The 25,761-nt window shown below is 72.4% G+C and carries 26 protein-coding genes and 1 pseudogene; 23 read left to right on the forward strand and 4 right to left on the reverse strand.

The window, feature by feature from the left end; translation table 11 throughout:
- The first annotated feature begins 31 nt into the window (after positions 1-31).
- From VM324_00895 to VM324_00930, 8 genes are all read left to right on the forward strand, one after another.
- Positions 32-1,048, forward strand: a complete 1,017-nt coding sequence (locus VM324_00895; protein HVL97836.1) for an SDR family oxidoreductase — start codon at positions 32-34, stop codon at positions 1,046-1,048.
- 43 nt (positions 1,049-1,091) lie between these two features.
- Complete coding sequence (locus VM324_00900; protein ID HVL97837.1) at positions 1,092-1,640, forward strand: NAD(P)-binding domain-containing protein; 549 nt, start codon at positions 1,092-1,094, stop codon at positions 1,638-1,640.
- Positions 1,637-2,044, forward strand: a complete 408-nt coding sequence (locus VM324_00905; GenBank protein HVL97838.1) for a hypothetical protein — start codon at positions 1,637-1,639, stop codon at positions 2,042-2,044. The genes VM324_00900 and VM324_00905 overlap by 4 nt, the downstream gene beginning before the upstream one ends.
- On the forward strand, positions 2,041-3,867 hold the full coding sequence (locus VM324_00910) for a glycoside hydrolase family 15 protein (GenBank protein ID HVL97839.1): 1,827 nt from the start codon (positions 2,041-2,043) through the stop codon (positions 3,865-3,867). Before VM324_00905 ends, VM324_00910 begins: the two co-directional genes overlap by 4 nt.
- Positions 3,868-4,234: 367 nt before the next feature.
- Positions 4,235-4,711, forward strand: coding sequence for a hypothetical protein (locus VM324_00915; protein HVL97840.1), 477 nt, complete (start codon positions 4,235-4,237; stop codon positions 4,709-4,711).
- Between the two features lie 108 nt (positions 4,712-4,819).
- The gene (locus tag VM324_00920; protein ID HVL97841.1) at positions 4,820-5,251 is read left to right on the forward strand and encodes a hypothetical protein; all 432 of its coding nucleotides are present in this window, start codon (positions 4,820-4,822) and stop codon (positions 5,249-5,251) included.
- A 102-nt stretch (positions 5,252-5,353) separates the two neighbouring features.
- Positions 5,354-6,751: an NAD(P)/FAD-dependent oxidoreductase gene (locus VM324_00925; protein HVL97842.1), complete on the forward strand. Its 1,398-nt coding sequence runs from the start codon at positions 5,354-5,356 to the stop codon at positions 6,749-6,751.
- Positions 6,748-7,047: a glutaredoxin domain-containing protein gene (locus VM324_00930; GenBank protein ID HVL97843.1), complete on the forward strand. Its 300-nt coding sequence runs from the start codon at positions 6,748-6,750 to the stop codon at positions 7,045-7,047. Before VM324_00925 ends, VM324_00930 begins: the two co-directional genes overlap by 4 nt.
- A gap of 58 nt (positions 7,048-7,105) precedes the next feature.
- Here VM324_00930 and VM324_00935 read toward each other — a convergent pair whose 3' ends face one another.
- A complete protein-coding gene (locus tag VM324_00935) occupies positions 7,106-7,537 on the reverse strand; it encodes a hypothetical protein (protein HVL97844.1) in 432 nt (143 codons plus the stop codon).
- A 112-nt stretch (positions 7,538-7,649) separates the two neighbouring features.
- Here VM324_00935 and VM324_00940 point away from each other — a divergent pair, with 112 nt between their 5' ends.
- Positions 7,650-8,465: a Crp/Fnr family transcriptional regulator gene (locus VM324_00940; protein HVL97845.1), complete on the forward strand. Its 816-nt coding sequence runs from the start codon at positions 7,650-7,652 to the stop codon at positions 8,463-8,465.
- A 123-nt stretch (positions 8,466-8,588) separates the two neighbouring features.
- The gene (locus tag VM324_00945) at positions 8,589-9,149 is read left to right on the forward strand and encodes a hypothetical protein (GenBank protein ID HVL97846.1); all 561 of its coding nucleotides are present in this window, start codon (positions 8,589-8,591) and stop codon (positions 9,147-9,149) included.
- 122 nt (positions 9,150-9,271) lie between these two features.
- On the opposite strand, the pseudogene VM324_00950 reads toward VM324_00945, so the two are convergent.
- A pseudogene (locus VM324_00950) lies at positions 9,272-9,373 on the reverse strand (deiodinase-related protein).
- A 767-nt stretch (positions 9,374-10,140) separates the two neighbouring features.
- Between VM324_00950 and VM324_00955 the strand changes: the two are divergent.
- From VM324_00955 to egtD, 5 genes are all read left to right on the forward strand, one after another.
- On the forward strand, positions 10,141-10,518 hold the full coding sequence (locus VM324_00955) for a hypothetical protein (GenBank protein HVL97847.1): 378 nt from the start codon (positions 10,141-10,143) through the stop codon (positions 10,516-10,518).
- Between the two features lie 127 nt (positions 10,519-10,645).
- Positions 10,646-12,007: a glutamate-cysteine ligase family protein gene (locus VM324_00960; GenBank protein HVL97848.1), complete on the forward strand. Its 1,362-nt coding sequence runs from the start codon at positions 10,646-10,648 to the stop codon at positions 12,005-12,007.
- The gene (egtB, locus tag VM324_00965; GenBank protein HVL97849.1) at positions 12,004-13,347 is read left to right on the forward strand and encodes an ergothioneine biosynthesis protein EgtB; all 1,344 of its coding nucleotides are present in this window, start codon (positions 12,004-12,006) and stop codon (positions 13,345-13,347) included. Before VM324_00960 ends, egtB begins: the two co-directional genes overlap by 4 nt.
- Positions 13,348-14,139 (forward strand): class II glutamine amidotransferase, encoded by a 792-nt coding sequence (locus VM324_00970; protein HVL97850.1) that lies wholly within the window; start codon positions 13,348-13,350, stop codon positions 14,137-14,139.
- Between the two features lies 1 nt (position 14,140).
- On the forward strand, positions 14,141-15,115 hold the full coding sequence (egtD, locus tag VM324_00975; GenBank protein ID HVL97851.1) for an L-histidine N(alpha)-methyltransferase: 975 nt from the start codon (positions 14,141-14,143) through the stop codon (positions 15,113-15,115).
- Positions 15,116-15,782: 667 nt separating this feature from the next.
- Here the strand turns inward: egtD and VM324_00980 are convergent.
- Complete coding sequence (locus tag VM324_00980; protein ID HVL97852.1) at positions 15,783-16,808, reverse strand: efflux RND transporter permease subunit; 1,026 nt, start codon at positions 16,806-16,808, stop codon at positions 15,783-15,785.
- A 382-nt stretch (positions 16,809-17,190) separates the two neighbouring features.
- Here VM324_00980 and VM324_00985 point away from each other — a divergent pair, with 382 nt between their 5' ends.
- From VM324_00985 to VM324_01020, 8 genes are all read left to right on the forward strand, one after another.
- Positions 17,191-17,655: a HAMP domain-containing protein gene (locus VM324_00985; protein ID HVL97853.1), complete on the forward strand. Its 465-nt coding sequence runs from the start codon at positions 17,191-17,193 to the stop codon at positions 17,653-17,655.
- 467 nt (positions 17,656-18,122) lie between these two features.
- Positions 18,123-19,001, forward strand: coding sequence for an ABC transporter substrate-binding protein (locus VM324_00990; GenBank protein HVL97854.1), 879 nt, complete (start codon positions 18,123-18,125; stop codon positions 18,999-19,001).
- A 39-nt stretch (positions 19,002-19,040) separates the two neighbouring features.
- A complete protein-coding gene (locus VM324_00995; protein ID HVL97855.1) occupies positions 19,041-20,633 on the forward strand; it encodes an ABC transporter substrate-binding protein in 1,593 nt (530 codons plus the stop codon).
- A 66-nt stretch (positions 20,634-20,699) separates the two neighbouring features.
- Positions 20,700-21,653 (forward strand): nickel ABC transporter permease, encoded by a 954-nt coding sequence (gene nikB / locus VM324_01000; protein HVL97856.1) that lies wholly within the window; start codon positions 20,700-20,702, stop codon positions 21,651-21,653.
- The gene (gene nikC, locus VM324_01005) at positions 21,653-22,618 is read left to right on the forward strand and encodes a nickel transporter permease (protein HVL97857.1); all 966 of its coding nucleotides are present in this window, start codon (positions 21,653-21,655) and stop codon (positions 22,616-22,618) included. Before nikB ends, nikC begins: the two co-directional genes overlap by 1 nt.
- A gap of 1,007 nt (positions 22,619-23,625) precedes the next feature.
- Complete coding sequence (locus VM324_01010) at positions 23,626-23,934, forward strand: hypothetical protein (protein ID HVL97858.1); 309 nt, start codon at positions 23,626-23,628, stop codon at positions 23,932-23,934.
- Positions 23,935-23,965: 31 nt separating this feature from the next.
- A complete protein-coding gene (locus tag VM324_01015; GenBank protein ID HVL97859.1) occupies positions 23,966-24,529 on the forward strand; it encodes a hypothetical protein in 564 nt (187 codons plus the stop codon).
- Positions 24,526-25,218, forward strand: a complete 693-nt coding sequence (locus VM324_01020; protein ID HVL97860.1) for a hypothetical protein — start codon at positions 24,526-24,528, stop codon at positions 25,216-25,218. Before VM324_01015 ends, VM324_01020 begins: the two co-directional genes overlap by 4 nt.
- A 219-nt stretch (positions 25,219-25,437) precedes the next feature.
- Here VM324_01020 and VM324_01025 read toward each other — a convergent pair.
- Positions 25,438-25,761: serine hydrolase (locus VM324_01025; protein HVL97861.1), on the reverse strand; the 324-nt coding region annotated here is incomplete at its 5' end.

Raw genomic sequence — 25,761 nt, forward strand, 5'->3', positions numbered from 1 at the left:
GACGGTTCATGACGATCCAGGAGAACCGCTGATGCCATCACCATCCACGACTGCCCGGGGAGTCGCTGTCGTGACGGGCGGGACGGCGGGAATCGGGCGAGCGAGCGTCCGCTGCCTGGCCGAGCGCGGCTGGGACGTCGGTGTCATCGCCCGTGGACAGGACCGGCTCGACGCCACCGTCGCCGAGGTCGAGCGGCTCGGTCGCCGGGCCGTGGCGGTGTCCGCCGACGTGGCGGACGCGGCAGCTCTGGATGACGCCGCCGACCGCATCGAGGCGACGCTGGGGCCGATCGACGTGTGGGTCAACAACGCGTTCACGGGCGCCATCGCCTTCTTCGAGGAGGTGACGCCCAAGGAGTTCGAGCGCATCACCGGGGTCACCTACCTCGGTTTCGTCAACGGCACCCGCACCGCCCTCGCACGGATGGCGACGCGCAACCGCGGCACGATCATCCAGGTCGGATCGGCCCTGGCGTTCCGCGGCATCCCTCTGCAGGCCGCCTACTGCGGTGCCAAGCACGCCATCGTCGGGTTCACCGAGTCGGTCCGAACGGAGCTGCTGCACAAGGGCCTCGACATCAACCTGTGCTCAGTGCACATGCCCGGAGTGAACACGCCCCAGTTCGGCTGGGTGCTGCACCGCGGCATCGATCACCACCCGATGCCGGTCCCGCCGATCTACCAGCCGGAGGTCGCCGGCCGGGCTGTCGCCCACGTCGCCGAGCATCCGCGGCGCTCGATGTGGGTGGGATTGCCGACCGTCCTCACGATCCTCGGCAACCGCTTCGCCCCGTCCCTGCTCGACCGCTTCCTCGCCCGCACCAACGTCGAGGACCAGCAGTCCCCCGACCACGACCCGCCGGGCGAGCGGTCCAACACCTGGGAGCCGGTGCCCGGCGGGGACATCGCCGCCCACGGCGCCTTCGACGACCAGGCGCACGCGCGCAGCCCCGAGCTGTGGCTCAGCCTGCACCGCGGCGCCGTTGCGGCAGCCGGCGCAGCGCTGCTCGGCATCGCCGCCGCAGCGGCGGGCTCGCGACGCAGCTGACTGGAACGAGCGCACCCGCTCGGCATCCTGACAGGAGTCACACATGAGGTTGGCGGTCATCGGTTTGGGACGGATGGGGCTGAGCCTCGGAGAGCTCGCCATCGACCGAGGGCATGAGGTCGTCGGGTGGGATCCGAGCGCGGACGCGCGGTCCACGGCGGCCGACCTGGACATCGAGGTGGCGGGTGACCTCGGCGACGTCGCCGGAGCGCTGCCGACCCCGCGGGTGGTGCTCATGTGGGTCCCCCATGGCAATCCGGTCGACGCGAACCTCGTCACGCTGCGGGAGGGCCTCGAGCACGGCGACGTCGTCGCCGACTGCGGCAACTCGCACTGGGAGGACTCCCGACGCCGTCACGACGAGCTGGTCGACGACGGCATCCGGTTCCTCGACATCGGCACGAGCGGGGGGATCAGCGTCGCGCTCGGCTGGCAGGGTGCGTTCATGGCAGGCGGCCCGAGGGACGCCTTCAATCTGGTGCAGCCGCTGCTGCGGGACCTCGCCGTGGCCGACGGCGCCGTCTTCTACGCCGGGCCGTCGCCGTCGGGGCATTTCGTGAAGCTGGGCACAACGCGATCGAGTTCGGGATGATCCAGGCGATCGCCGAGGGGGTCGAGCTGCTGCGCGGCTTCGACCATGAGCTCGATCTGCCGGCGGTGTTCGAGCACTGGAACCACGGGACGGTGATCCGCAGCTGGCTGGTCGGGCTGATGGGCAACGCGCTCGCGCACGGCGGGATCGGTCCGGAGGGTGACGTCGCAGTCGGTCTCGAGGGGCTGTCGACGGTGGTGGAGGACACCGGCGAGGTCAAGTGGGTCACCCAGTGGGCGTCCGAGCACGACATCCCGACACCGGTGACCGCGATGGCCCAGCAGCTGCTCATGGCCTACCGCGACGTCGACTGGCCGGCGGCGAAGGCCGTCGCGCTGCTCCGCAACCAGTTCGGCGGCCATCCGATCCGCCGACGCGACGCCGCCGCGGGGCAGCGTTCATGAGCGAGCTTCCCGACGGCTGGCCGTCGCAGCCGCCCATCACCGACTACGCCATGTTGTCGGACTGCCACGCCCCAGCGCTGGTGTCACGCGACGGGTCGGTGGACTGGTGGTGCCCGCCTCGCGCGGACGGGCCGTCGGTGTTCGGCCGCCTGCTCGATGCGGACGCTGGCCACTGGACGCTGTCGGCGGTCGACCCTGCCGAGATCTCCCGCCGCTATCTCGACGACACCCTCGTGCTGGAGACGACGGTGATCACCGAGAGCGGGGAGGTGCAAATCCTCGACTGCCTCGCCCTGGAGCCGGGCGCCCGGGGGCACGACATCGGCTTCAAGGTCCCGCAGCTGCTGGTCCGCAGCGTCGAGGGCGTGCGCGGCAGCGTGACGGTGCGCTGCGAGTTCGCACCGCGTGTCGAGTACGGGCTCACCGTGCCGCACCTCGAGGAGTCCGATGGTGTCATCGTCGCCGAGGGAGGACCCGTCCGGCTGCGGCTGTCCACGCCGGTGCCTCTGCGCATCGACGAGGGCACGGCGACCGGCGAGCTGACCGTCGAGGAGGGGAAGCAGCACACGTTCGCGCTGGCCTACGCGTCGCTGCACGGCAAGGACGAGGCCGCCGGCACCGAGCCGGGCGAGGCGCTCACCGAGACGCTCGCAGGCTGGCGATCCTGGGTCGACGCGCACGACCCCTACGAGGGTCCGCATGCCGAGGCGGTGCAGCGCAGCGCCCTGGTGCTGCAGGCGCTGACCTACCAGCCCTCCGGTGCGGTCCTGGCCGCGCCGACCACCTCGCTGCCCGCCGAACTCGGGGGATCCGACAACTGGGACTACCGCTACGCCTGGCTGCGCGACCTCTCCCTGACCACCCAGGCCCTGTGGATCGGCGCCTGCCCCGACGAGGTCGGCCGGTTCCTGCAGTTCATCGCCGACGCAGCCGGCCAGCCGGCCGAGGGCGACCGCGTCCAGATAATGTACGGCCTCGACGGACGACGTTGGCTGCCCGAGCACGAGCTCGACCACCTCGCCGGCTACGCCGACAGCCGCCCCGTGCGCATCGGCAACGACGCGTGGGACCAGTCCCAGCTCGACGTCATGGGCGAGGTCCTCGACCTCGCGCTGCGCTACCGCGACCAGCTCGACCCGATCAACGAGCGCACCCGACGACTCCTGCGCTGGATGGCCGAGGAAGCCGCGACGACGTGGCAGGCCGAGGACGCAGGCATGTGGGAGTCCCGCGACGGCGGCCGGCACTACACGACCTCGAAGGTGATGTGCTGGGTCGCGCTCGACCGCGCCTTGCAGCTCGCCGACCTCCTCGACGCGCAGGACGAGATCGACCGCTGGCAGGCGATCGCCGAGGAGATCCGCCAGACCGTCCTCGAGCAGGCTTGGAACGCCGACATCGACGCCTACGCCGGCGCGCTCGGCTCGGACCGCCTCGACGCCTCCGTGCTGCTCATGCCGCTCGTCGGGTTCCTCGACGCCCGCGACGAGCGGATGCGCGCCACCATCCGAGCCATCCAACGCGAGCTCACCCGCGACGGGCTCGTCTACCGCTGGGACGGCGACGCCAACGGCTTCGTGCTGTGCACCGCCTGGCTCGTCGAGTGCCTCGCCCTGGCCGGCGAGCACGACGAAGCCGCCGGTCTGCTCGACCGGCTCGTCGCCCGCGCCAACGACCTCGGCCTTTACGCCGAGCAGATCGAGCCCGCCACCGGCGCGCACGCCGGCAACTACCCCCAGGCGTTCTCCCACGTCGGCATAATCAACGCCGCCTGGCGGATCGGGCAGACCGCCGACCAGCAAACACCTTCGTCACCTACGTGACATTGGTCGCTCGGCTTGCATGCCCGTCGCCTCATCTGGCAACCGCTTCCAGAGGGCAGCGATCACGAAGGGGTCATCCCGCGATGGCAGGACGAACCTACGAACAGCAGACCACGAGCACCGGCCTCCGCCGCCCCGCTCGGGCTGATGGTGAGCACGGGCGTGCCGGTGGTCCTCATCGTCCTCGGCGTTGCGCTGCTCGGCAGCGGCGCCATCGACTGGGCGAGCGCGATCGTGTGGGGCATCGTGCACGGCCGCCTTCACCCTACTTCGGCAAGGCCCCCCTGTGGCGAGTCTGATGGGGCACCTGCTGTTCGGCCTGGTGCTCGGCCTTGGCTACCAGTTGCTACCAATCGGAGGCTGACACATGCTCGCACGACGTCTGCTCCTCGGCGCGGTCGCCGGTGCCACCGGCACCGCCGTGCTGAACCTCACCACCTACCTCGACATGGCGATCCGCGCGCGACCGTCGAGCCAGATGCCCGCCGAAGCCGCCGACGAGCTGACCGACAAGGTCGGCCTGCCGCTGGCCGGCGAGGACGACGGTGACGAGGCCGCCCAGGCCCGTAAGACGGCGCTGGGCGCGCTCTTCGGCTTCGCCACCGGCATCGGCCTCGGCGCCAGCTTCGGTGCCCTGCGCCCCGCGCTCCGGTCCGTGCCCACCTCCGTTCTCGCCGCCGGCGTGGGGCTATCCGCGACGGTCGCGAGCTCCGGGCCGCTCGTCGCGCTGGGGCTCACCGACCCGACCGAGTGGGGCGCCGAAGGTTGGGTGTCCGATCTCGTCCCCCACCTCGCCTACGGCCTCGCGACCGTCCTCGTCCACGACGCCCTGGACCTCGAATAGGCGAGTTGTGCTTGACAGGCGGGCAGGGCGGCCATCCTGGCTGTGGCCGGCTGGTTTGAGCCGCTCGATGACGCTCGGGAGAACCGGTCGAGGCTGGGCTGGTAGCCGATGATGCGCACGGTGATGCTGCGCGCCCGGCGCATGACCATGGAGGGGATGAGGATCATGGCGGCGACGAAGCGCCGGAACGACAGCGGCACCGAGAACCAGACCGTCGAGCACCTCGAGCAGCTGCTGTCGGCCGCCAAGGACGCCGGCACCCCGGTGTTCGTCTCGCCGCACTACTACTACCCGCACGACGACCAGTGGCAGTTCGGCGGTCAGCTCGAGCAGATGATGCACGACATCGACATGTTCGAGCGCTCAGGGCCGCTCGATGCCGAGGGGCTCGAGGGCTCCGGCGCCGATGGCACGACACCCTCAAGCCCTACATCGCCGACGGCCAGACCGTCGTCACCAGCCCCCACAAGGTGTACGGGCCGGAGAACAACGCCGTGCGTGCTCACCACCGAGGAGGCCACGAAGGCGCTCGCAGGCTGACGGCATCGAACGGTTGCCGATCGGTGATCGCCGGAAGGAACCGCCGCGTGCGGCGGTTCCCCGCCACTGACCGCTGCGCGACCGGATGAGGGAGAACACGACATGAGCGACACCTTCGATGTGATCGTCCTGGGAGCCGGCTCGACCGGCACGAACGTGGCGGGGTACGCCCGCGACAACGGGCTCTCCGTCGCGGTCGTCGAACGCGAGCTGGTCGGGGGCGAGTGCTCGTACTGGGCGTGCATGCCCAGCAAGGCGCTGCTCGGCCCCGTGCACGCCGTCGCTGCCGCGCGGCGCCTGCCAGGCGCGGCTCAGGCGGTGACCGGCCAGATCGACGTCGACGCCGTGCTAGCCCGACGCGACGAGTTCATCTCCCACCTCGACGACGGCCCCCAGGCCGACTGGCTCGCCTCGATCGACGCCGCGCTCGTGCGCGGACACGGCCGTCTCGTCGGTAAGCGGCAGGTCGAGGTCACCGCTGGCGACGGCAGCACCCGCACGCTGACCGCCGCGCGCGGGGTCGTGGTCGCCACCGGCAGCCGTGCCGCCACCCCGGCGGTCGACGGGTTGACCGACATCGCCACGTGGGACAACCGCGACGTCACGACCGCCAAGCAGATCCCCCGACGGCTGCTCATCCTCGGCGGCGGGGTCGTCGGCGTGGAGATGGCGCAGGCGTACCGGCGCCTCGGCGCGGAGGAGGTCACCGTCGTCGAGATGGCCGGGCGCATCCTCGGCCCCTACGAGCCGTGGGTCAGCGAGGTGCTCACCGAGGCGCTGGAGGACGAGGGCATCAGCGTCCGCTCCGGCGTCGCCGCGAAGGCGGCCCGCCGGACCGGCGGCGACGGTCCCGTCACCCTCACCCTCGACGACGGCAGCGAGCTCGTCGGCGACCAGCTCCTCGTCGCCGCCGGGCGCACCTTCAACACCGACGACATCGGGCTGGAGGCGATCGGACTGGAACCGGGCGGTCCGCTCGAGGTCGACGACCAGCTGCGGGTCGCCGCCGTCGACGGGGGCTGGCTCTACGCGGCCGGCGACGCCAACGGCCGGACGCTGCTCACCCACCAGGGCAAGTACCAGGCGCGGCTCGTCGGCGACATCCTCGGGGGAAAGGACCGGGCCGCCTGGGCCGACCATCGCGCCGTCCCCCAGGTCGTGTTCACCGACCCGGAGATCGCCGCCGTCGGCCACACCGAGGCACAGGCGCGCGAGACCGGCCTCGAGGTGAGCGTTGTCACCGTGCCGATCACCTCCGTGGCCGGCGCCGCCCTCGTCGGCAAGGACGTGGCCGGCAAGGCCCAGCTCGTGATCGACGCCGAGCGCCGAGTCGTCGTCGGGGCGACGTTCGTCGGCCCCCACGTCGGCGAGCTGCTGCACTCCGCGACGATCGCCATCGTCGGCGAGGTGCCGATCGACAGGCTGTGGCACGCCGTCCCCGCCTTCCCCACCGTCAGCGAGGTCTGGCTCCGCCTCCTCGAAGCCGACCGGGGCGTGTGACGGGGGCCACGATCACCGTGTTCTGGCGGCCCGGCTGCATGTTCGGCTCCGCCCTGCTGCGCGACCTAGAACGCCTCGACGTGCCCCACGAGCGGCGCGACATCTGGCAGGATCCCAAGGCCGCCGCGGCCGTCCGGGCCGCCGCCAGCGGCAACGAGACCGTCCCCACCGTCCGCATCGGCGAGGTGACCTTCGTCAACCCGTCCGCGGCGGCGGGTGCTCGGCGCCATCCATCGACTCGACCGCCAGCGAACTGCCCCGCCCCTCTGAACCGGGCGGGTCCGCCCGCTGGCTGAACCGGCTCCTCGGCGGGGGCGACTGAGCCGGCTCCGTGGTTCGTCGCGATCCGGCGGGTCAGCGGCGGAGGCGGCGCACCGCGGCGCGGGCTATCAGCGCCACCGCAACCGGAGCGCTCATCGACAGCGCCATCGCGACGGCCCCTCGTGCCGGATCGGGCAGAGGCTTCAGCGCGGCGCCGATGCGGCCGGTGAGGTACATCGGCGGGGCTTCTCGGAGCACGTCTTCCTTGGCGTGTCCGCCGGCGGCTTCCCAGGTCTCCCACATGTGGCCGGCCCCGTTGAGCATCGGCCGCAGCCGAGGTTGGCGTTCCCGCTTCGACGGCTGATGCCCCTGGGCGGCGGCCTCGAGCGCTTCGCGCAGCAGCGGCTCGTCGTTGGCCCACAGCGAGCGCCACCACACCGTCCCGTCCGGGCCGATCAGGTAGGCGGCGTGCGGCTTCGGGTCGAGCTGGCGATGCAGCGAGCCGTCGATGTCGTCGACGACCACCGGCGGTCATCCGGGACCTCCTTGGAACGCCATGTCCTCGGCGAGCAGCTGGCGGGAGAAGCGGGAGAAGCGGTAGGGGGTCGTGCCCATCGGGAGCTCCACTGGTCGGGTGATGAAACCCTTCCCTGTCCACCCCAGGGACACCCGCGGGGCACGGGGGGAATCGGGCGGGGACCGCGGGTACGGTCCCGCCGTCGCCCGCGAGGAGGTCGAGATGGTGCAGGTCGGCAGCGAGGAGATCGCCCGGTGGAGCGCGCGGGCGGCCGCCCGCCAGGACATGTCGCCCTTCACCGCCCAGGACATCAAGCAGATCAGGACCTCGGCGGTCGAGGACCACGCCGAGCCCGGCACGCGCCTGCTCGCCGCCGGCGAGGCGGTCGACCGCGTGCTCATCATCGGCTCCGGCGAGGTCGAGCTGCTCGCCCACTCCAGCGCAGGCCGCCGGGTCATGGAGGTGGTCCGCAAGGGCGGCGTCATCGGCGACATCCCTCTGTTCCTCGACGCGCCCATGCCCTTCGACGCTGTGGTGAGCCGGCGAGCGCTGGTGTGCACCCTGGATCGTGATGGGCTGCTCGCCTTCCTCAGCTCGGCCCCGGCGGCGAGCCTGCGGTGGATGCGCTCCATCGCCCTGCGACTCGACGACGACCGTCGACGCCTCCTCGCCATCATGACCAGCGATCTCACCGGCCAGATCGCCTTCCTGCTGCTCGAGCACGCAGAGCCCGGTGCGGACGGCGGCCTGGCAGTCCGGCTCAGCCATGACGTCATCGCCCAGCTGCTCGGTGCCCGCCGCCAGTCCGTCAGCCGCGTCATCGCCGACCTGCGCGCACGTGGGCTGATCGCCAGCGCCTACCGCCGGATCGACCTCCTCGACCCTGCCGGCCTCCAGGAGATCGCCGGACCGTCGCTGCCGACGTCTCGCTCGTGACAAGGCGTGGAAGACCGCAACCTCTGTAGCCGTTTCCTTCCGCGTCCGCTCCGTCGTCGCGACCATCGGGGATACCGAACGCGAGGGCTGACGACCGCGCCGGCGCACGAGGAGGAGACAACAATGGACGTTCGAGGAATCGGCTACGGCACACTCGCAGGGCTCGCAGGCGGCCTGGTCTTCGGCGCGATGATGCACGCCATGGGCATGATCGCGATGGTCGGCGGGCTCATCGGCATGAAAGGCGTCGCCGCAGGATGGGCGGTGCACCTCGTCAACTCCGCCATCATCGGCGCGATCTACGGCGCGACCCTGGGCCAAGCGGCGCACAGCGCAGGGCGAGGTGGCGGCTACGGCTTGCTCTACGGCGCCGCCTGGTGGGTCCTCGGACCGCTGCTCATCATGCCGCTGTGGATGGGCATGCCGGTCTTCCAAGTCGGTGAGATGCAGCTGCTGAGCTTGGTCGGCCACCTCACCTGGCCTACGGTGTCGTCACCGGCCTGGCCTTCTACGGCCTCGTGCAGCAGACGGCCTCGAGGGAGCCGGTCACCACCTGAGCGCCTAGCTCTCGGTCGGTGCAGCAGGGGGACGAGGTCCCGGTCCTCTCAGCGCCGCCGCCACAGCTCCTCGGCGCGCTTGAACTCGTCGTACGCCCCGGGGCCGTTGCGTCGCAGGCTGTCGTAGAACGCCTCCCGGGTCGACGTCGCGGTAATCTATCTGCTCCGTGACGTAGGGGGCGAGGGCACCGGAAGCGGACGGCGGGACCGCCCTTCCTCGTGGCGGGTGGGGAACGCCAAGGTTCGTGGTGGCACACCCGCCTCGCCGGGGTGCGCTTCGCGGGTGTAGACAAAGTACCAGGCCACCTCCGGGTTGCGGCTGGCCGCGGCGTCGAGAAAAGGACCCTCTGCCGGGACGCTGCGAGTTCCGCCCCCTGCGACGTCAGGGTGGACAGCGGCGGTGGTGCCCGATGCGAAAGGGCGTGGCCGACACCTGGCGCTACTACCAAGTCGGCACCGGCGCGAACAACCGCTACCTCGACGCGCTGGCGCAGGCGAGCGTCAAACGCGAGAGCTTCGACACCCTCGATGCCCTGCGCCGGGTCCCGGGTGCGGAACGGACGTGGCATCTTCCGCCTGGACCCCCTCGGCGCCGAGGCCGAACTGTTCGCCGCCGTCCTCGCCGGCCAGCACACCTTAACCGGGCTGCGCCACCGCGACCTGACAGCCCGCCCTGCACCCGCACCCGCCCGCGCCCCGACGAGCAACGACGCCGCTGTCCCCGCACGTCCCGCCAGATCGCCAAACTCCGCGGCCACGGCCTGCTCGCCAAGGTCAAAGCCGCCCGCCTGTACCGGCCCACCCCCAAAGGACTGCGCCTCATGACCGCCGCCGTCCAGATCCGCCAACACGACTTCCCCGCCGCCTATGCAATTGCCCCCGCGGCCTGAACCTCGTCCCCACCGGACTTGCGCGCCCGGCGCATCCTTCAGGGCAATGCGTAGGGGATTGGGCGCCCCGGTGCCGACCCTTCGACCGAACGGCCGCCGTCGCGGTGTCCGCCTGAGCATGCCCCATCCGGCAGGCAGGCGACGACGAACCACAATGGAACCACGCTCCGGACGCCGCCCGGCGCAACTTGCCGGACCGCCCGCCCCACCGCCGCAAAGGACAGACTGTTGACGCAGATCGAGGGACGCGACACCCGCGCCGCCGCACCGCTGACCGCCACGGGAATCGACGGAACGATCACCGTCGATGCCGACTCGCTGACGATCCGCAAGGGTTTCGGCACCCGCACCTTCGGCGTGCGTGGCAGCCACACCCTGGCCATCTGGGCGATCGCCGACGCCCAGCTCGACGCGCCGACCGGCGAACGCCGTGGCGCCCTGCAGGTCCGCCCGGTCCGTCAGTGGTCGCCGAACGGCTCGCTCACGGAGTACACCGTCACCTTCACCGAGCAGGCAGCCGGGGAGTTCGAGCGGGTGCACGCCCGCCTGCAGGAGCTGCTGCCCGCTCGGCAAACGGTCCGTAGGTCAGGCGCCCCCGGCGGCTGAGGGCATCACTGTGTCTCCGGCTCCTCCGTGGCGGCGTCGTTTGCTTCCTTCTTCGCCCGAAATTGCTCGATGGCAGCACGCACGTCGGTCGCTTTGCCCCATGGAAGGAGGCGGCTATGGTCCCCGCATGCCGACTCCCGATCCCCGGCCCGCGTTGACCACTGCCGACGTGCGGGCACTCGTTGCGGGGTGCGCGTTCTCGCCCCGCGCGGGCGCCCCGCACGTGGGCCGGGTCGGGCTCGAGCTGGAGGTGTTCCCGGTCCGGCGGGCCGGCGACGGTGCTCCCGCCGGGCGCGTGCCACTGCGCGACGAGGGGCGGCCCGGCACCCTGCGCATCCTCGACGAGCTCGCGCCGCGCTCGGGGGCCGGGGACGTGCCGCGGCACCCGCTGGCGCGCGGCACCGTCGTGACGGTCGAACCCGGCGGGCAGGTCGAGGTCACCACCTCGCCCCGCGCGACCGCCGCCGCCGCCCTCGACGACCTCGCCGAGGCGAGCGCCGCCCTCGCGCGGGTCTACGGCGAGCAGGGCGTGACCCTTGCCGCCGCCGGCCTCGACGTGTGGCACGCCGCCGGGGACGTCGCCCAGCAGCTGGACGCCCCGCGCTACCCGGCCATGGCCGCTTACTTCGCCCTGCGGGGACCGGCAGGCCACGCGATGATGTGCCACACCGCCGCCCTCCAGGTCAACCTCTGCCTCGGCCCGCCCGATGTCGCCGGGCAGCGCTGGCTGGTCGCGAACCTCCTCGCCCCCGTGGTCGTGGCCACGTTCGCCGCAAGCCCTGAGCCGCCCGCCGCGTCCGGTCGCGCCCGGCTGTGGCGGCGGCTCGACCCCACCCGCACGGGCGTGCCCCGCGCGCTCGTCGAGGGACGCACCGACGACCCGGTGGATCAGCTCGTCGAGGCGGCGCTGGCCGCCGATGTGCTGCTCGTTCGCCGGCCCGGCGGCTACGTGGTGGGCCGGCCCGGGTGGTCGTTCGGGACGTGGCTGCGCCACGGCGACGCCGACCTCGGGCGCCCCACCGCTGACGACCTCACCTACCACCTCACGACGCTGTTCCCGGAGGTGCGCGCGCGCGGCTTCCTCGAGTTCCGCGGAGTCGACGCGCTGCCGGCCCGCTGGCGGGCGGTGCCGGTCGTGCTGCTCGCCGGGGCGCTGTACGACGCGCGCGCGACCGAGCAGATCCGCGCGGTCCTCGAGCGCCTGCGCCCCCGCCTGCCGGCGCTGCTGGAGCGGGCCGGGATCGGCGGCGTGGCCGACCCGGCGATGTGCGCGCTGGCGGTGGAGTGCTGGTCGCTCGCGCTGGCCGGCGCCCAACGCCTGCCCGCGGGCTACGTGCGCGCCGCGGACCTGCGCACCGCCGAGGAGTTCCTCGACCACTTCACGATGCGCGGGCGCTGCCCCGCCGACGAGTGCGCCGAGCGCCTCGCCTGGTCGCCCGCCGCCGCACTGGCCTGGGCCGGCGACGCCGCCGACACGCTCGTCCGGTGACGGCCGGGGCGGCGGCCGCGCGCGCGGCGATCAGCCGGTCGCTCGCGGAGGTGCGGGCATGGACGCACGCGCTGCTCGACCCGCTCGACGACGACGAGGTGCACCGCCAGGTCGACCCGATCATGAGCCCCCTCGTGTGGGACCTCGGCCACATCGGCACGTTCGAGCAGCTGTGGCTGCTGCGGGCGCTCGGCCACCGCACCGGCTGGGACGCGGGCCTCGCCGGCCTCTACAACCCCTTCGAGCACCCCCGGTGGACCCGCGCGGACCTGGCGGTCCTGCCGCGCGCCGACGCCGTCACCTACCTCGCCGACATCCGCAGCGACGCGCTGCGCCTGCTGGCCGCCAACGGCCTCGACCCCGCGGAGCCGCTGCTCGCCGGCGGCTACGTCTACAGGATGGTCGTGCAGCACGAGGCCCAGCACCAGGAAACGATGCTGCAGGCCCTTGACCTGCGGCCCGACGCCGCCGCCTACCCGCTCGCGCGCGAGCGCCGGCTGTCCCGGCCCCGCGCGGTCGACGACGCCGAGCGGGTGGTCGTGGGGGCGGGGAGGTTTTGGATGGGCTCCGCCGACCCGGGCGCCTACGACAACGAGCGGCCGGTCCACCAGGTCGACGTGGGCGCCTTCGCGGTCGACCGCTTCCCCGTCACCAACCGCCGGTACGCCGACTTCCTCGACGCCGGCGGCTACGAGCGCCCCGAGCTGTGGTCCGAGCGCGGCTGGGCGTGGCGGACCGAGACGGGCCACCGCTGGCCGCAGGGCTGGATCGCCGCCACCGGCGGCGGCTGGCATGTGCGGCGCTTCGGCCACGTCGCCTCCCTCGACCCCCGCGAGCCCGTCGAGCACGTGAGCTGCTTCGAGGCGGAGGCCTTCGCCACCTGGGCGGGCGGGCGCCTGCCGACGGAGGCCGAGTGGGAGAAGGCCGCCTGCTGGGACCCGGCCGCCGGTCGGTCGCGGACCTACCCGTGGGGGGAGGCGCCGCCCACGCCGGCGCGGGCCAACCTCGACCGGCGCGGTTGGGGGCCCGCTCCCGTCGGGTCCTGCGCCGCCGGCGCGAGCGCCTACGGCGTCGAGCAGCTCGCCGGCGACGTGTTCGAGTGGACGTCCTCGCCGTTCGCCGCCTACCCCGGCTATGTCACGTTCCCCTACCCGGAGTACAGCGAGTCCTTCTTCGGCGGCGACTACCGGGTGCTGCGCGGTTCGAGTTGGGCAACCCGACCCGTGCTCGCCCGGGCGAGCTTCCGCAACTGGGACCACCCCTACCGCCGCCAGATCTTCGCCGGGCTCCGTGTGGCCTACGACCTGCCCGCCGGCCAACCGGGCGGGAGGACGCGCTGAATGTGCCGTCTGGCCGCCTATCTCGGCCCGCCCGCACCGCTGTCGACGCTCCTCTACGACCCCCCGCGGTCGCTGGAGGTCCAGGCCTACGCCCCGCGCGAGCAGCTGTCGGGCCGCGTGAACGTCGACGGGACGGGCCTGGCGTGGTGGCAGGCGGGCGAGCCCGATCCGCTCCGCTACGTCACCGACCGACCCCCGTGGGCGGACCCGAACCTGCCCGGCCTCGCCCCGCGCCTGCGCGCCGGCGGGCAGCTCGCGGTCGTGCGGGGCGCGACGTCCGGGATCGGGCACGGCACGGTGTTCGTGCCGCCGTTCACCCACGGCCGGGTGGCAGGCGCCCACAACGGCTTCGTCGCGGACTACCGGGCGCGCGTCGCCCGCGCGCTCGTCGACCGCCTCCCCGACCACCTCCACGCCCGCCTGGGCGGGCTCGGCGACTCCGAGGCGCTGTTCCTGCTCGCCGCGGCCCGCCTCGAGGACGACCCCGCGGGCGGGCTGCGGGGCGCCGCAGCCGCCGCCGTGCGGGAAGCCGCGGCGCTGTGCGCGAAGCTCGACGTGCCTGCGACGCTCACGCTCGTGCTCGCCGACGGCCGGGCGATCGTGGCCACCCGGGCGGCCACGGCGACTGCCGCCAACTCGCTGTACACGCTGAGCGACAGCGCCCGCTGGCCGGGGGCGCGGGTCCTGGCGTCCGAACCCCTCGATGACGACGCCGGCTGGGACGCCGTGCCCGACGGCAGCCTCGTCGAGCTGACCTCGGACGGCGTGCGGGTCGCGCCCCTGGAGTTCTGAGGTGGGCGCCACCCTGCTGCGGCTGACCTCCCCCGACGCCGGCGCGCTGCGCGCCGCGCTTGCCGCCGACGTCCGCGAGGGCCTCACCGCCACCCCGCGGCGGCTGCCGTCGAAGTGGCTGTACGACGCGCGCGGCTCCGCCTTGTTCGACGGGATCACCCGCACGCCCGAGTACTACCTCACCCGCACGGAGGCGGCGATCCTCGCCGACCGTGCCGACGAGATCGTCGCCGCGGTCGAGCCGGCGCAGATCGTGGAGATCGGCTCCGGCTCGGCGCGCAAGACCCGGCTGCTGCTCGAGGCGCTGCACCGCCACCGCACCGGCCGGGTCTACGTGCCGTTCGACGTGAGCGCCGAGGCGGTCGCCGCGGCCAGCGCCGCCCTCGCTGCCGACTACCCATGGCTGGACGTCCAGGCGGTCGTCGGCGACTTCCACGAGCACCTGCACGAGGTGCCGCGCGCCGGCCGGCGACTGGTGGCCTGCCTGGGCTCGACCATCGGCAACTTCCCGGACGACGGCCAGGTCGCGCTGCTGACCGACCTCGCCGGCATGCTCGAGGACGGCGACGCGCTGCTGCTCGGCGCCGACCTCGTGAAGGATCGCCGCGTCTTGGAGGCCGCCTACGACGACGCCGCCGGGGTTACCGCGGCGTTCACGATGAACCTCGTCACGGTGCTGCAGCGAGAGCTCGGCGCGGACATCGACGTCGGCGCGCTGCGCCACGTCGCCCGCTGGGAGCCCGCGCCGGCATGGATCGAGATCGCGCTCCAGGCGGTGCACGCCACCGTGCTGCGCTTCCCGACCCTCGACTTCGCGGTGGCCCTGGAGGCCGGGGAGATGATCCGCACCGAGGTGAGCGCCAAGTACACCCGCGCGACGCTCGCCGACCGCCTCGACGCCGCCGGGCTCGCCCTGCGCGCCTGGCACACCGACCCCGCCGGGTGGTTCGCCCTCGCCGTGGCGGCCCGGGCCTGAGACGGGCGGGGCTCCCCGTCGACAGGGGCCAGGCCGGGGCTCAGTGGCGTGGCACGAGGAAGGCCGACACCCTCCTGGCAGGGTGCGGGCCCCACAGACCTCGCCAGTACCCTCGGCCCTTCAGCAGCGCACTACCGTGTCGAGCTGCGCTCGAGGAACCGCACCCCGCCCCCGCGCCGTAGCGCAGCACCAACGGCAGCCACGAGTGCGGTCGCCCTCGAAGGCCCAGCCCACCACGTCGAGGCGGACGATCCCCGACGGCTGCACGCGCAGCCATCACCCACGCGGATCGCAACCGATCGCATCCCATTCGGCTCCGGACGTCCAACGAGGTGGAGCGTGCCGTCGGAAACACGGCCCTACCGGTGATGCCAAACCAGAACGCGGTGTCGGCCCAACCGCAGGAGCGCACCCGACAAGTCCGTCCAGCCGGCAACCGGTGCGTTGCTCTCACGCCGGCGCGCCCGGCAGATCATGCTGCGTCCCCCGTGCGGTGCGGGGCGCGCACGCGACCTGCACCACGAACGGCCGGACAGCGGTCGGCTGGCGGGCCCACGGCAGGCCGTAGAGAAAGCGGAACCGCACGACGCCAGACCACCGGCAAACCGCCGTAGCGGGGGGCCACAAACGCCAGCCCGACCAGCCGCAGATCGCTGCGCTTCTGCCTTTAGCCTTGCCGCGTTGGGCGATCGGCGCTCGGGCAGTGGCCGAGTCGATGAACGTGGCGAAGTTGGTCATGTCCAACACCAGCCCCGGACGGGTCCAACTCGAAGACTCCACCGCGCGGGCGGCCTCCCCCCCTGCCGCGGCGGACCATCGCCCATGGCCCGCTACCAGCCGACGGCGGCCGGTAGCGTGAGGTCGTCGCGACCTGTCGGCGCCGGCGTCGGCGACTCGGGGGTGACGAGCATGAGCAAGGCCGGCAGTACGAGGAGGCTTGCGACAGGGCGAGGCCGATCATCACCGCGGTGAGCAGGCCGTAGCTTGCGAACATCGGCATCGGCGCGAACGCGAGGATCGCGAAGCCGGCGACGCTGGAGAGCGCCGAGCCCACGAGCGCCACACCGGTCCCCGCCGTCGCGGCCCGCAGGGCCGCCAGCCGGCTGCCCTGGCCCCGCAGCTCCTCCCGGAACCGCATCGTCATGTGCGTGGCGAAGTCGATGCCCACGCCGATGGAGATCGCGCCGATGGTCGCGGTGACGAGGTTGCTGCTGAACCCCGCCAGGTGCATGACCCCGTACAGCCAGGCGATGACGAGCACGATCGGCACCATGCTGACGAGCGCGTAGCGCAGCGAGCGCATGAACCCCCAGGCGCACAGCAGGCAGAGGAGGACCGCGACGGGCACCGACAACTGGAGCGACCGGGAGATCGCCTCGAGGCTCGACTGGCGGATGATCGGGTGGCCCGTGAGGACCGCCTGAGCCTGCGGGTGGGTGGCGGCAAGGGCCGCGTCGAGCTCGGCGACGAGCGGCTCGAGAAGGTCGCGGGCCGCTGCGACGTTCTCCTGCGCGCGGCTGCCGACGAAGCCGACCCGAGTCGCGCGGCCTCGGGGCCGCTGCCGTCGGCGGGTGCGAGCACCTGCGCGACCTCCGTCGCGGGCGAGCAGCGGCGTGTCGAGCCCGGCTACCGGCTCAGCGAGTGATGGCCCCCTGGCGCCGCCTGCGTCGGTGCGGGCCCGGGTGACGCTCACGGCCACGGCCCGTGGTCGCCGCCGCCTTCGCCGCCGGGGTGATGGGACTTGCGGCCACGGTGCAGAGCACCCTCGTGGGTCGCGTCGAGGCCCCAGGCGAAGGAGCTCGTGGACGCCGTCGCCGAGGTCCTCGAGCAGGGCGCTCCACCGGACGTGGCGATCGCCGCGCTGCTGGGCCGGTCCGGGGCGGAGGCGGCGTCGCCGATGCCCCTGCAGATCCTCGACCGCCGTGGCGGGGTCGTCGCGGGCAGCCCGGGGATCGCTGCGCACAGCCCGGGCGTGGTCGCCTTCGGGGAAGTCGTTCCCGCGCCGCGGCCGCTGAGCGGCGAGCCCGAGATTCGTCGATGTCGGCGCCGAGGAGCTCGTCATCGCCCGGCGCGCCGTGTCCGTCGGCGCCGCTCGCTGGGACGTCGTCGCGGAGAGCCCGCTCGCGGGGGTGACCCGCAGCGTCGATGCGATCCTGCGCGTCTCCGCTTTCGGCGCCCCGTTGCTGCTGCTGCTTGTCGCGGGCGTCACGTGGGCGGGCACCGGCCGGACCCTTCGACCGATCGAGCGGATCCGCAGCGAGGTCGAGGAGCTGTCCTCCTCCACCCTTTCGCGGCGCGTTCCCGTGCCCGCCACCGACGACGAGGTCGCCGCCCTCGCGGAAATGAGACCCCCCCGGGTGACCAGGGGGTTCTCGGAGTTGCGAGGGCGGGATTTGAACCCGCGACCTCCGGGTTATGAGCTTGTCGTCAGCCGTGTCAGGGCGAGGCAGTGGGCGGTCAACATGGCCGCTGACCAGCATCTTGGCCGGTTCCGGTGTCGTGTGTCGCTGGTGGAGGCGAATTGTCCCCGCGCGTTGTGACCTCGTTGTGACCACGCGCCGGCCGGAGGTGGCGTGGTGACCCCGCCCAACCGGCACTCGATGAGGATCAGGCGGGGCGCTGGCAGGCGTGGGATCCCGCGGTGTCCGCGCTGCTCGACGACGCCGAGCTGGCCGATGCGGCCGCGCTGGCCTGCCGGTCGGTGCCACCGGCGGCGCGGGTGGGCCCGGCCGTGCGCGCGCACCTGATCCGCTGGGCCGCCCACATCTTCCAGCAGGCCGCGCCGCCAACCGCGCCGCCCACGCCGGACGTGAGGCCGACCGGCGCCGCCGGCACGTCGCCGGCCCCGCCACTGTCTGCGTCTGACACTTACCCGGGCCCCGCCAGACTGTTAGCGTCCGCGCGGCCGGTTTCGGCCCTTCGCCACAGCCCCGAGGCAGTGTCTGGTCGGAAGGAGAACGTCCGTGGACAAGACGTGGTCCGCCTAGCCCTCTATTGCCCCGGGTGACTGCCCGGCTTCCACCTCCCCTACCTCGCGGGGGCGGCGGACGGTCTGTTCGCCGAGCACGGGCTCGAGGTCGAGATACTCGAGCCGGCTCCGGGTCCCGGCAACATCCGACGGGTTGCGCGCGCCGACGCAGATTTCTGCCTGACGAGCGTCCTGCACTACCTCGTCGCGGTCGCGGAGGACGGCGAGCTGCCGGCTCGCTTCGCGGCCGTGATCAGCCAGGCGAGCCCGATGGCGGGTCTGGTTGCTGCGGACGCGTCACTGTCGGAGTCCGCGGATCTGGGTGGGCGGCGCGTCGGCGGTCCGCCGGGCGGACGTCTCCTGACCGAGTACCGCGCCTGCCTGGCCCGGCACGGCATCGCCGACCCCGTCGAGGTCACCTGCGCGTACGACGACGCCCCCGCCGCCCTGGCCCGGGGCGACATCGACGTGGTGCCGGACTTCGCCGACCTCCTGCCGCGGGTGCGCCGCCAGGCCCGCATCGAGGTCCGCGCGGTCCGGATTGGCGTGGATGTCTACGCGACGGGGCTGGTCGCCGGCGACCACGTGCCGGCAGAGCGAGTGGCCCGCATGCGCGCCGCCGTGGCCGCTGCGGTGGAGCGCCAGCGGCAGGCGCCCATGACAGGTCTCGACGCGCTGCGGCGCCGCTACCCCGCCGTCGACCCGGACGAGGCGGTGGAGGGCTGGTCGCTCGCGCAGCCGGCCATCTTCACCGGGGTGCCGGTAGGGACGATGGAACCGCAACGGTGGCGCACGACGTTGGCGCACTACGCAGCCGGCCACGGCCTGCACGTACCCGACCCGGTCGCGGTGTTCCGGGCGGAGTTCGCCACAGAGGCGGGCCGCGCGCCTGTCGGACGAGCAACGGCCGACCGATGACCTCGACGTCCCACGAGTCCCACGAAAGGGTATGAACCGATGAGCCGAACGCTGTGCCTGCTGCTCGCGCTCGCCCTGGCGATCACCGCCTGCGACGCCGGCGAACCGACCGAGGACGAGATCGAGGACGACGCCGCCGGAGAGCCCGAGGCCGGCGGTGACCTGTCGGTGGGCTGGATCCAGGACGAGTACGTCCAGGAGGGCACGGGCGCGAACGTCGGCATGTACCCGCTCAACACGAACGTCTACGAGACGCTCATCCGCCTCACCCCCGAGTACGAGCTCGAGCCGCTGCTCGCCGAGGACTGGGAGTTCGTCGAGCCGAACACCTGGCGCTTCCACCTCCGTCAGGACGTGACGTTCCACAACGGGGAGCCGATGAACGCTGAGGCGGTCAAGGAGGGGCTGTTCGACCGTGTCGCCGCCGACGGTGGTGGCACGATCCGCGCGGGGGAGGACTCCGTCGAGATCGTCGACGAGTACACGCTCGACTTCACACCGACCGAGGAGAACCGCCGGGTGGCCGAGCAGATCGTCCACCCGAACAACAGCGTCGTCGCACCGGGAACGATGCCGGACGGCGAGGAGGTCGTCGGCACCGGACCGTTCCGCTTCTCCAGCTACCGGTCCGGCGAGGAGATCTCCGTCGAGCGCAACACCGATTACTGGGGTGACGAGCCCGCGCTGGATTCCATCACCTTCCGCTTCTTCCCCGAGGACAGCTCCCGTCTGCTGGCCCTGGAGGCCGACGAGATCGACCTGGCCTGCGAGACCCCCCGCGACGACGTGGCGGGCCTGCGCGACGCCGGTTTCGAGATCGCCGAGAGCGAGGTCGGCGCGTATCGCGCGCTGTTCCTGAACATCCACGGGGACGAGCCCAACGACATCCTCCAGGACGAGGCGGTTCGCAAGGCGGTGGCAATGGGCATCGACCGCGAGTCGATCGTCGAGGACGTCCTCAATGGCCTGGCCACTACCGACCAGACGCTCGTGCCCCCGCACGTGCTCGGCGACCACGCCGACCGCATCGATGGCTTCGAGTACGACCCGGAGGCGGCCAGCGACCTGCTCGAGGAGGCCGGCTGGGAGGAGGGCCCCGACGGAACCCGGGAACGGGACGGGCGCGATCTGAGCCTGACCGTCGTGTCCGGCTTCGGCGGCGCGGAGCTGCACCGTCCCGTGCCCTCGGTGCTGCAGTCGCAGCTCGCCCAGATCGGCATCGACCTGAAGATCGACGAGCGTCCCGACTCCGCGGCCTACCAGGAGGTGATCGAGACGGGGGAGGCGGACCTATATCTCGAGCAGGGCAGCCAGAACGACGGCAACCCCGCCTTCCTGCCCGTCCTGCTCTTCTACACCGGCGGGGAGGGCGCCACCGCGCCGTACCAGTCGCTGTTCGCCCCGGGAGACGAGTTCGACGAGCGCATCGAGCCGGTTCTCACCGCGGTCGATCAGGATGAAGTCCAGGAGGCCACCGCGGAGGCGCTGTCCTACCTGATCGACGACCAGGCGGTCGTCCTGCCGTTCGCGGGCATCTACCGGATCGTCGCCCACGATTCGGCGGTCGAGGGCTTCGTGGCCCACCCGTCCACGTTGCACACTCAGTGGGCACCGGTGTCCATCGGAGGCTGACCCGGACACGGTACCGGTGAACCGCCGAGGGAGCCGCTCGCTCGAGCGGCGCGGAGGAGGCCGGGGATGACCGCCTACGCGCTCCGGCGGATCCTTCTCCTCGTCCCCACCCTGATCGGCATCTCGCTGCTGGGCTTCGCCCTGGCGAACCTCGCCCCCGGGGACCCCGCTGTCCAGTACGTCATCCGCACGACCGACGCGCAGCCCACCCCTGAACGCGTCGCCGCCGCGCGCGACCAGCTCGGGCTCGACCTGCCCTTGCCCGCACAGTACGTGAAGTGGCTCGGGGACGCCGTCGCCGGCGACCTCGGGGTCTCCTACGCCACCCGCCGGCCGGTCACCGCGGAGCTCGGGCAGCGGATCCGTCCCACGGTGGAGCTCGCCGTCCCCGCGGCGGTGCTCGCCCTCGTCGTCGCCCTGCCCATGGGCGCCATCTCGGCCCTCTACCGCAACCGGCTCGCGGACCAGGTCGTGCGGGTAGGCGCCATCGCGGGGGCCTCCATGCCGAGCTTCTGGCTCGCCATGCTGCTCATGACGTTCCTGGCCGTGCGCATCCCGCTGTTCCCCGTCGCCGGCCGGTCCGGGATCGCCAGCGTCGTCCTGCCCGTCGTCGTGCTCGCCGCGACGCCCACGGCGATCCTGGCCCGGTTCACGCGCTCGGCGGTCCTCGAGGTGGCCGGCGAGGACTACGTCGTCACCGCGCGCGCGAAGGGGCTGAAGGAACGCAGGGTGGTGGGACGCCACATCGTGCGGACGTCCCTCATCGCGATCGTGACCGCGTTCGGCACGAGCCTCGGGCATCTCCTGTCCGGCACCGTCGTCATCGAGACCGTCTTCGCGTGGCCGGGCCTTGGACGGCTCGCGGTCGCGGCGATCGACCAGCGCGACTACCCGATGATCCAGGGCTTCGTCGTCTACGCGGGTCTGCTGTTCGTCGTCCTGAACCTCCTCGTCGACCTGTCCTACGCGGCCATCGACCCGCGGGTGCGGCTGAGCGGCGCCCGCGCGGAGGCGACCTGATGGGCGTGCGCGTCTCCGACGACGCCGGCGTGCTGGCCGCGCAGGCGCCAGCGCACCCGCTGCGGCGGTGGGTGTGGCTGCGGGCGCTGCGCCGGGACCGCACCGCCATGCTCGGCCTGGCGATCCTGTCGGTGTTCGCGGTGGCCGTCGTCTTCGGCCCGCTTCTCGCGCCCCACGACCCCGCGCTCGCGGAGCCGGCCCAGCGCTTCGCCCCACCCTCCGCGAAGCACCCCCTCGGCACCGACCACGTCGGCCGCGACGTCGCCTCCCGGCTGCTCCACGGCGCGCGGCTGTCGCTCGGCAGCGCGGTGCTCGCGGCGCTGGCCGTGGCCGTGCTCGGTCTTGCCCTCGGCATGGCCGCCGGCTACTTCCGCGGGGCCGCCGACGCCGTCGTCAGCCGGGCGGTCGACGTCCTGCTCGCCTTCCCGACGCTGCTGCTGGCGCTCGCGGTCGTCGGCGCCCTCGGGCCCTCGCTGCGCAACGTCCTGATCGCCGTCGTGATCGCCTGGTGGGCCAGCTACACGCGGGTTGTCCGCGGCGTGACGTTCTCGGAGCGGGAGCGCCCCTACATCGAGTCGGCGCGCGCCCTCGGCGCCTCCGCCTGGCGCACCATGAGCCGCCACCTGCTGCCGAACATCGTCGCGCCCATCGTCGTGCTCACCACCCTGGACATGGGCACGATCCTGCTCGGGATCTCCTCGCTGTCGTTCCTCGGCCTCGGTGTGGAACCGGGTACACCGGAGTGGGGCGCGATGCTCGCCGAGGCCCGGACGTACATGCGCCGTGCGCCGCACCTGATGTTCTACCCCGGCGCGGCGATCTTCCTCGCCGTCCTCGGTTTCAACCTCCTCGGGGACGGGCTCCGCGACATCCTCGACCCGCGCACCCGAGGGGAGCGAGGAGCACGACCGCGCGCGGCCCGCCGCCGGAGCCGGCGGCGGGCCGACGGTAAGGGTCGCGCGTGAGCGTGGCGGCCGTGCGGGCTCACTGCCAGCCGGCGACCACGAAGCCGTAGGGGTTCGCCGGGCGGTTGGCGGAGTCCAGCGCAGCTGGTCCGCCGGGGCGCGCCCGTCGAAGGCGACCACGACCGTGCAGTCGGGCTGGCCGGCGGTGACGGTGAACGCCAACCTAGCCGGTGAGTTCCAGCCCGCGCGTACGAGGAACGACGCCATCTGCGCGCGGGTGACAAGACCGCGCTCTCGCGGACGGCATCGGCCAGAGCGACGCGTAGTCTGTTCTCCGTGCGGCCTGCACGACGCCGATCTCCGCTGACCACATTCGCTGAGCACCGTTTCGTAACCGTCTCCGGACGGGAGAGCCGCCCTCGAATTTCGGGCACATAAGCGCCGGCGGCGGCTTCAAGGGCACCTGCCGCTCCTCCACCCCCGGTAGCGCCCGTACACGTCCCAATGACGGTGAGCAAGAGGCGGGGCTTCCACATCGGCCATTCGCAGGGGCACAAGGGCGGCGGCCGGTCCGACAGCACTGCGCGGTTCGATCCGCCAGGTCGAGCAGCTGGCCTCTACCACCACGGCCAATCAAGGATCAGCGCGACAGATACACCAACCAACGCCTCTGCGATCCACCCTCCGCTGCCCTGACCGCCCCGCAAGGTCCGAACCGACAGGATGGGGATCAACCGCTTCCGAAGGGTCGCGTTCCGCGGGAATGCTCGCATGGGTCCGCCGACGCAGCCTTCATCCCGAAGGCAGAATCGCGGTGCTCCTCACCGTCTCTTGGCGGCTCGACGGGAGCGGGCGAGGACAGCGGAGGCCCAGGTGCGCCGGCGAGGTGCGAATCAGTCCGTCGAAACCAGCCCGAGCTGGCGTTGCAGCCCCACGGTGTCGAAGTAGTCGCGCTCCTCCACGATGAGACCGTCCTCGTCGAGGTCGAAGACCCACACCATGGGAAGCTCGACCCTGGCGTTCGTAAGTGGGAGCGGATCAGGCTCCCCGATCTCCAGAGGACCGTCGTGGGTCGCTGCGAGAACGAGCTCGAGGACGACCAAGCGGTTGTGCTCGACCGCATGTCAGGCACCGAGATGTCGCCGAACGCCGCGAACAGCGCCGCCTCGCTGGCCACGATTCGCGTCGCGGCCGTGGAGGGGCTCGGGAGCCAGCGGCTCGTACTACACGGCGTCCTCACGGAACAGGGCCGCGTACGCCTCAACGTCTTCGTTGATGATCGGGCTGACGAGCCGCTCTACAACCGCGGAGTGCGAGTCACCCGTGCTCGGAACACGATCGGCTCTCAACGGCGCTCCTGCGATATCCTTGCATGAGGCGACGTGAGCCATGGCGAAGGAGGGCAGCATGTCGGCGACCGAGGTGCAGCGCCTGGCAGAAGAGAAGGGCCTCACATGGGACGACCTCGCCGAGGCGCTGCGGGCGCTGCCCGAACCGCTCGGCACACGGCTGTCCGCCACCGAAGCCGACGTGCTGCGTCGCCTCGGCATCGACCCGACCGAGAGCTCCCGTGCTCCGCAGCTGATCGGTGTGCTGCAGCGCCGGCGGATCGAAGCCTCGTCGTTGACCGTCGCCGAAGCCGCCGACCTGCTCGAGCGCGACGCGTCCCGGGTCCGGCAGCGGCTGACCGGCCCGAACCGGTCGCTTTTGGGCTTCCACCGCCGCTCCGGGCAGCGAGATTGGCTGCTGCCCGAGTTCCAGTTCGCTTTGGGCTTGCACGACCTCGACGGCTGGGCACGGCTGCTGCGCGCGCTGCCGCAGGCCGACGACAGCTCACCGGTCGCGTTGGTCTCCTGGCTCACCAATCCGCGTGCACACCTGGGCGGACGCTCGAGGGCGAAGGCGCTGGCCGAGGGCTACGACGTCGACAGGCTGATCGCAGAGGCGGCGAGCTTCGGCATGCCGGCGTGACCATTGCCCTACCCGACCCGCCCGAGCAGCTGCCCGAACTTGCCGACGAGTTCGTCACGACGTTGCTGGCCGGGACGCTGCTGCTGCGCGCCCACGACCGGGGCGGTGACCATCCCCGCGAGTTCCATGAGCCCCGCCATTGGGGGCCGCTGCCCGACAAGGGCCGCTTCGACCACCACCCGCCCGGCCCACCGCAGCACCACCCCGACCACGGCGTCATCTACGCCGCCTGCGACGACCCGTCCGTGCCGGCACCCGCCCCCGCCATCGACGGAGCCGGATCAGCGCCCGACAACGCCCTGGACGTGGTCGTCGCAGAACTCGCTCAGGACGACGTCGACCTGCATCTCACGCCAGGGATGACCCTCACAATCGCCGAGCTCACCGAGCCGCTGAACTTGCTGGACGTACGAAGCCGCTGGTCGCAGATCACCCGCGCGGGCACGCACCTGTCCACCGCCGCCCACCACCTGGTGCACCCGTGGGCCCGCAAGATCCGAACGACCTATCCCCCACTGCACGGCGTCTTGTACGTGCCATCAACCGGTGGCCGAGCGGTCGCCGTCGCGCTCAACGAGTCCGCGGTCGACGCGCTGCAGCACGCCGAGGTGTGGCTGTCCCGGCGGATGATCGACCTGCCAATCGTCTCCGCCACCGCGCAGCGGCTGGCGATCGGCCTCAGCTACTGACCGGCCCCACCGCGTCGTACGCCTCGCAAGGAACGCGCTACGAACCGGCCGAGAACGTCGATGAGAGTCGGGTGATGGGGGTCCTTCGGGCGCAGGCGACGTTAAAACATCCGGGGATCCCGAGAGGCGCGCTCTCCGAAGAAAGTTCGCACCGGCGCCAGCTTTACGTTGGAGCACCCTCCGGGTGCGGCTGCCGGCGAGCCAAGTGATCAAGTGTGCCTAGCGGCAGCCGCCCTCTTGACTGGGCTGGTAATGCAGAGCCACCGCCCCCGACCGGAACTTCTGGCGCCCCACGAGCCTCAGCTCGAGCCGTGAGGTTCGGCCGGTGACCTGCTCGGTCACGGCGGCCAGCAGCATGAACCCGGCGTTGCTGTAGTTGAAGCCCTCCCCCGGCGCGGCGGCGAGCCGGCGGGACAGCAGCTCGTCGACGCGGCGGTCAAGGGCGTCGGGCCCTTCGTGGATCGTGACCGTTCCGGCGGTTCCCACGATCATGCTGAGTCCGGCGGTGTGGGTGAGCAGCTGCTCGACCGTGGCCGTCTCGAA

It is taken from the genome of Egibacteraceae bacterium, from assembly GCA_035540635.1.
Taxonomy (GTDB): Bacteria; Actinomycetota; Nitriliruptoria; order Euzebyales; family Egibacteraceae; genus DATLGH01.

Bases quoted from the DNA above. Each gene is read 5' to 3' on its own strand.
- VM324_00895 (HVL97836.1), top strand. From the start codon at position 32: ATGCCATCACCATCCACGACTGCCCGGGGAGTCGCTGTCGTGACGGGC.
- VM324_00900 (HVL97837.1), top strand. From the start codon at position 1,092: ATGAGGTTGGCGGTCATCGGTTTGGGACGGATGGGGCTGAGCCTCGGA.
- VM324_00905 (HVL97838.1), top strand. From the start codon at position 1,637: ATGATCCAGGCGATCGCCGAGGGGGTCGAGCTGCTGCGCGGCTTCGAC.
- VM324_00910 (HVL97839.1), top strand. From the start codon at position 2,041: ATGAGCGAGCTTCCCGACGGCTGGCCGTCGCAGCCGCCCATCACCGAC.
- VM324_00915 (HVL97840.1), top strand. From the start codon at position 4,235: ATGCTCGCACGACGTCTGCTCCTCGGCGCGGTCGCCGGTGCCACCGGC.
- VM324_00920 (HVL97841.1), top strand. From the start codon at position 4,820: ATGATGCGCACGGTGATGCTGCGCGCCCGGCGCATGACCATGGAGGGG.
- VM324_00925 (HVL97842.1), top strand. From the start codon at position 5,354: ATGAGCGACACCTTCGATGTGATCGTCCTGGGAGCCGGCTCGACCGGC.
- VM324_00940 (HVL97845.1), top strand. From the start codon at position 7,650: ATGAAACCCTTCCCTGTCCACCCCAGGGACACCCGCGGGGCACGGGGG.
- VM324_00945 (HVL97846.1), top strand. From the start codon at position 8,589: ATGGACGTTCGAGGAATCGGCTACGGCACACTCGCAGGGCTCGCAGGC.
- VM324_00960 (HVL97848.1), top strand. From the start codon at position 10,646: ATGCCGACTCCCGATCCCCGGCCCGCGTTGACCACTGCCGACGTGCGG.
- VM324_00970 (HVL97850.1), top strand. From the start codon at position 13,348: ATGTGCCGTCTGGCCGCCTATCTCGGCCCGCCCGCACCGCTGTCGACG.
- VM324_00995 (HVL97855.1), top strand. From the start codon at position 19,041: ATGAGCCGAACGCTGTGCCTGCTGCTCGCGCTCGCCCTGGCGATCACC.
- nikB (HVL97856.1), top strand. From the start codon at position 20,700: ATGACCGCCTACGCGCTCCGGCGGATCCTTCTCCTCGTCCCCACCCTG.
- nikC (HVL97857.1), top strand. From the start codon at position 21,653: ATGGGCGTGCGCGTCTCCGACGACGCCGGCGTGCTGGCCGCGCAGGCG.
- VM324_01015 (HVL97859.1), top strand. From the start codon at position 23,966: ATGTCGGCGACCGAGGTGCAGCGCCTGGCAGAAGAGAAGGGCCTCACA.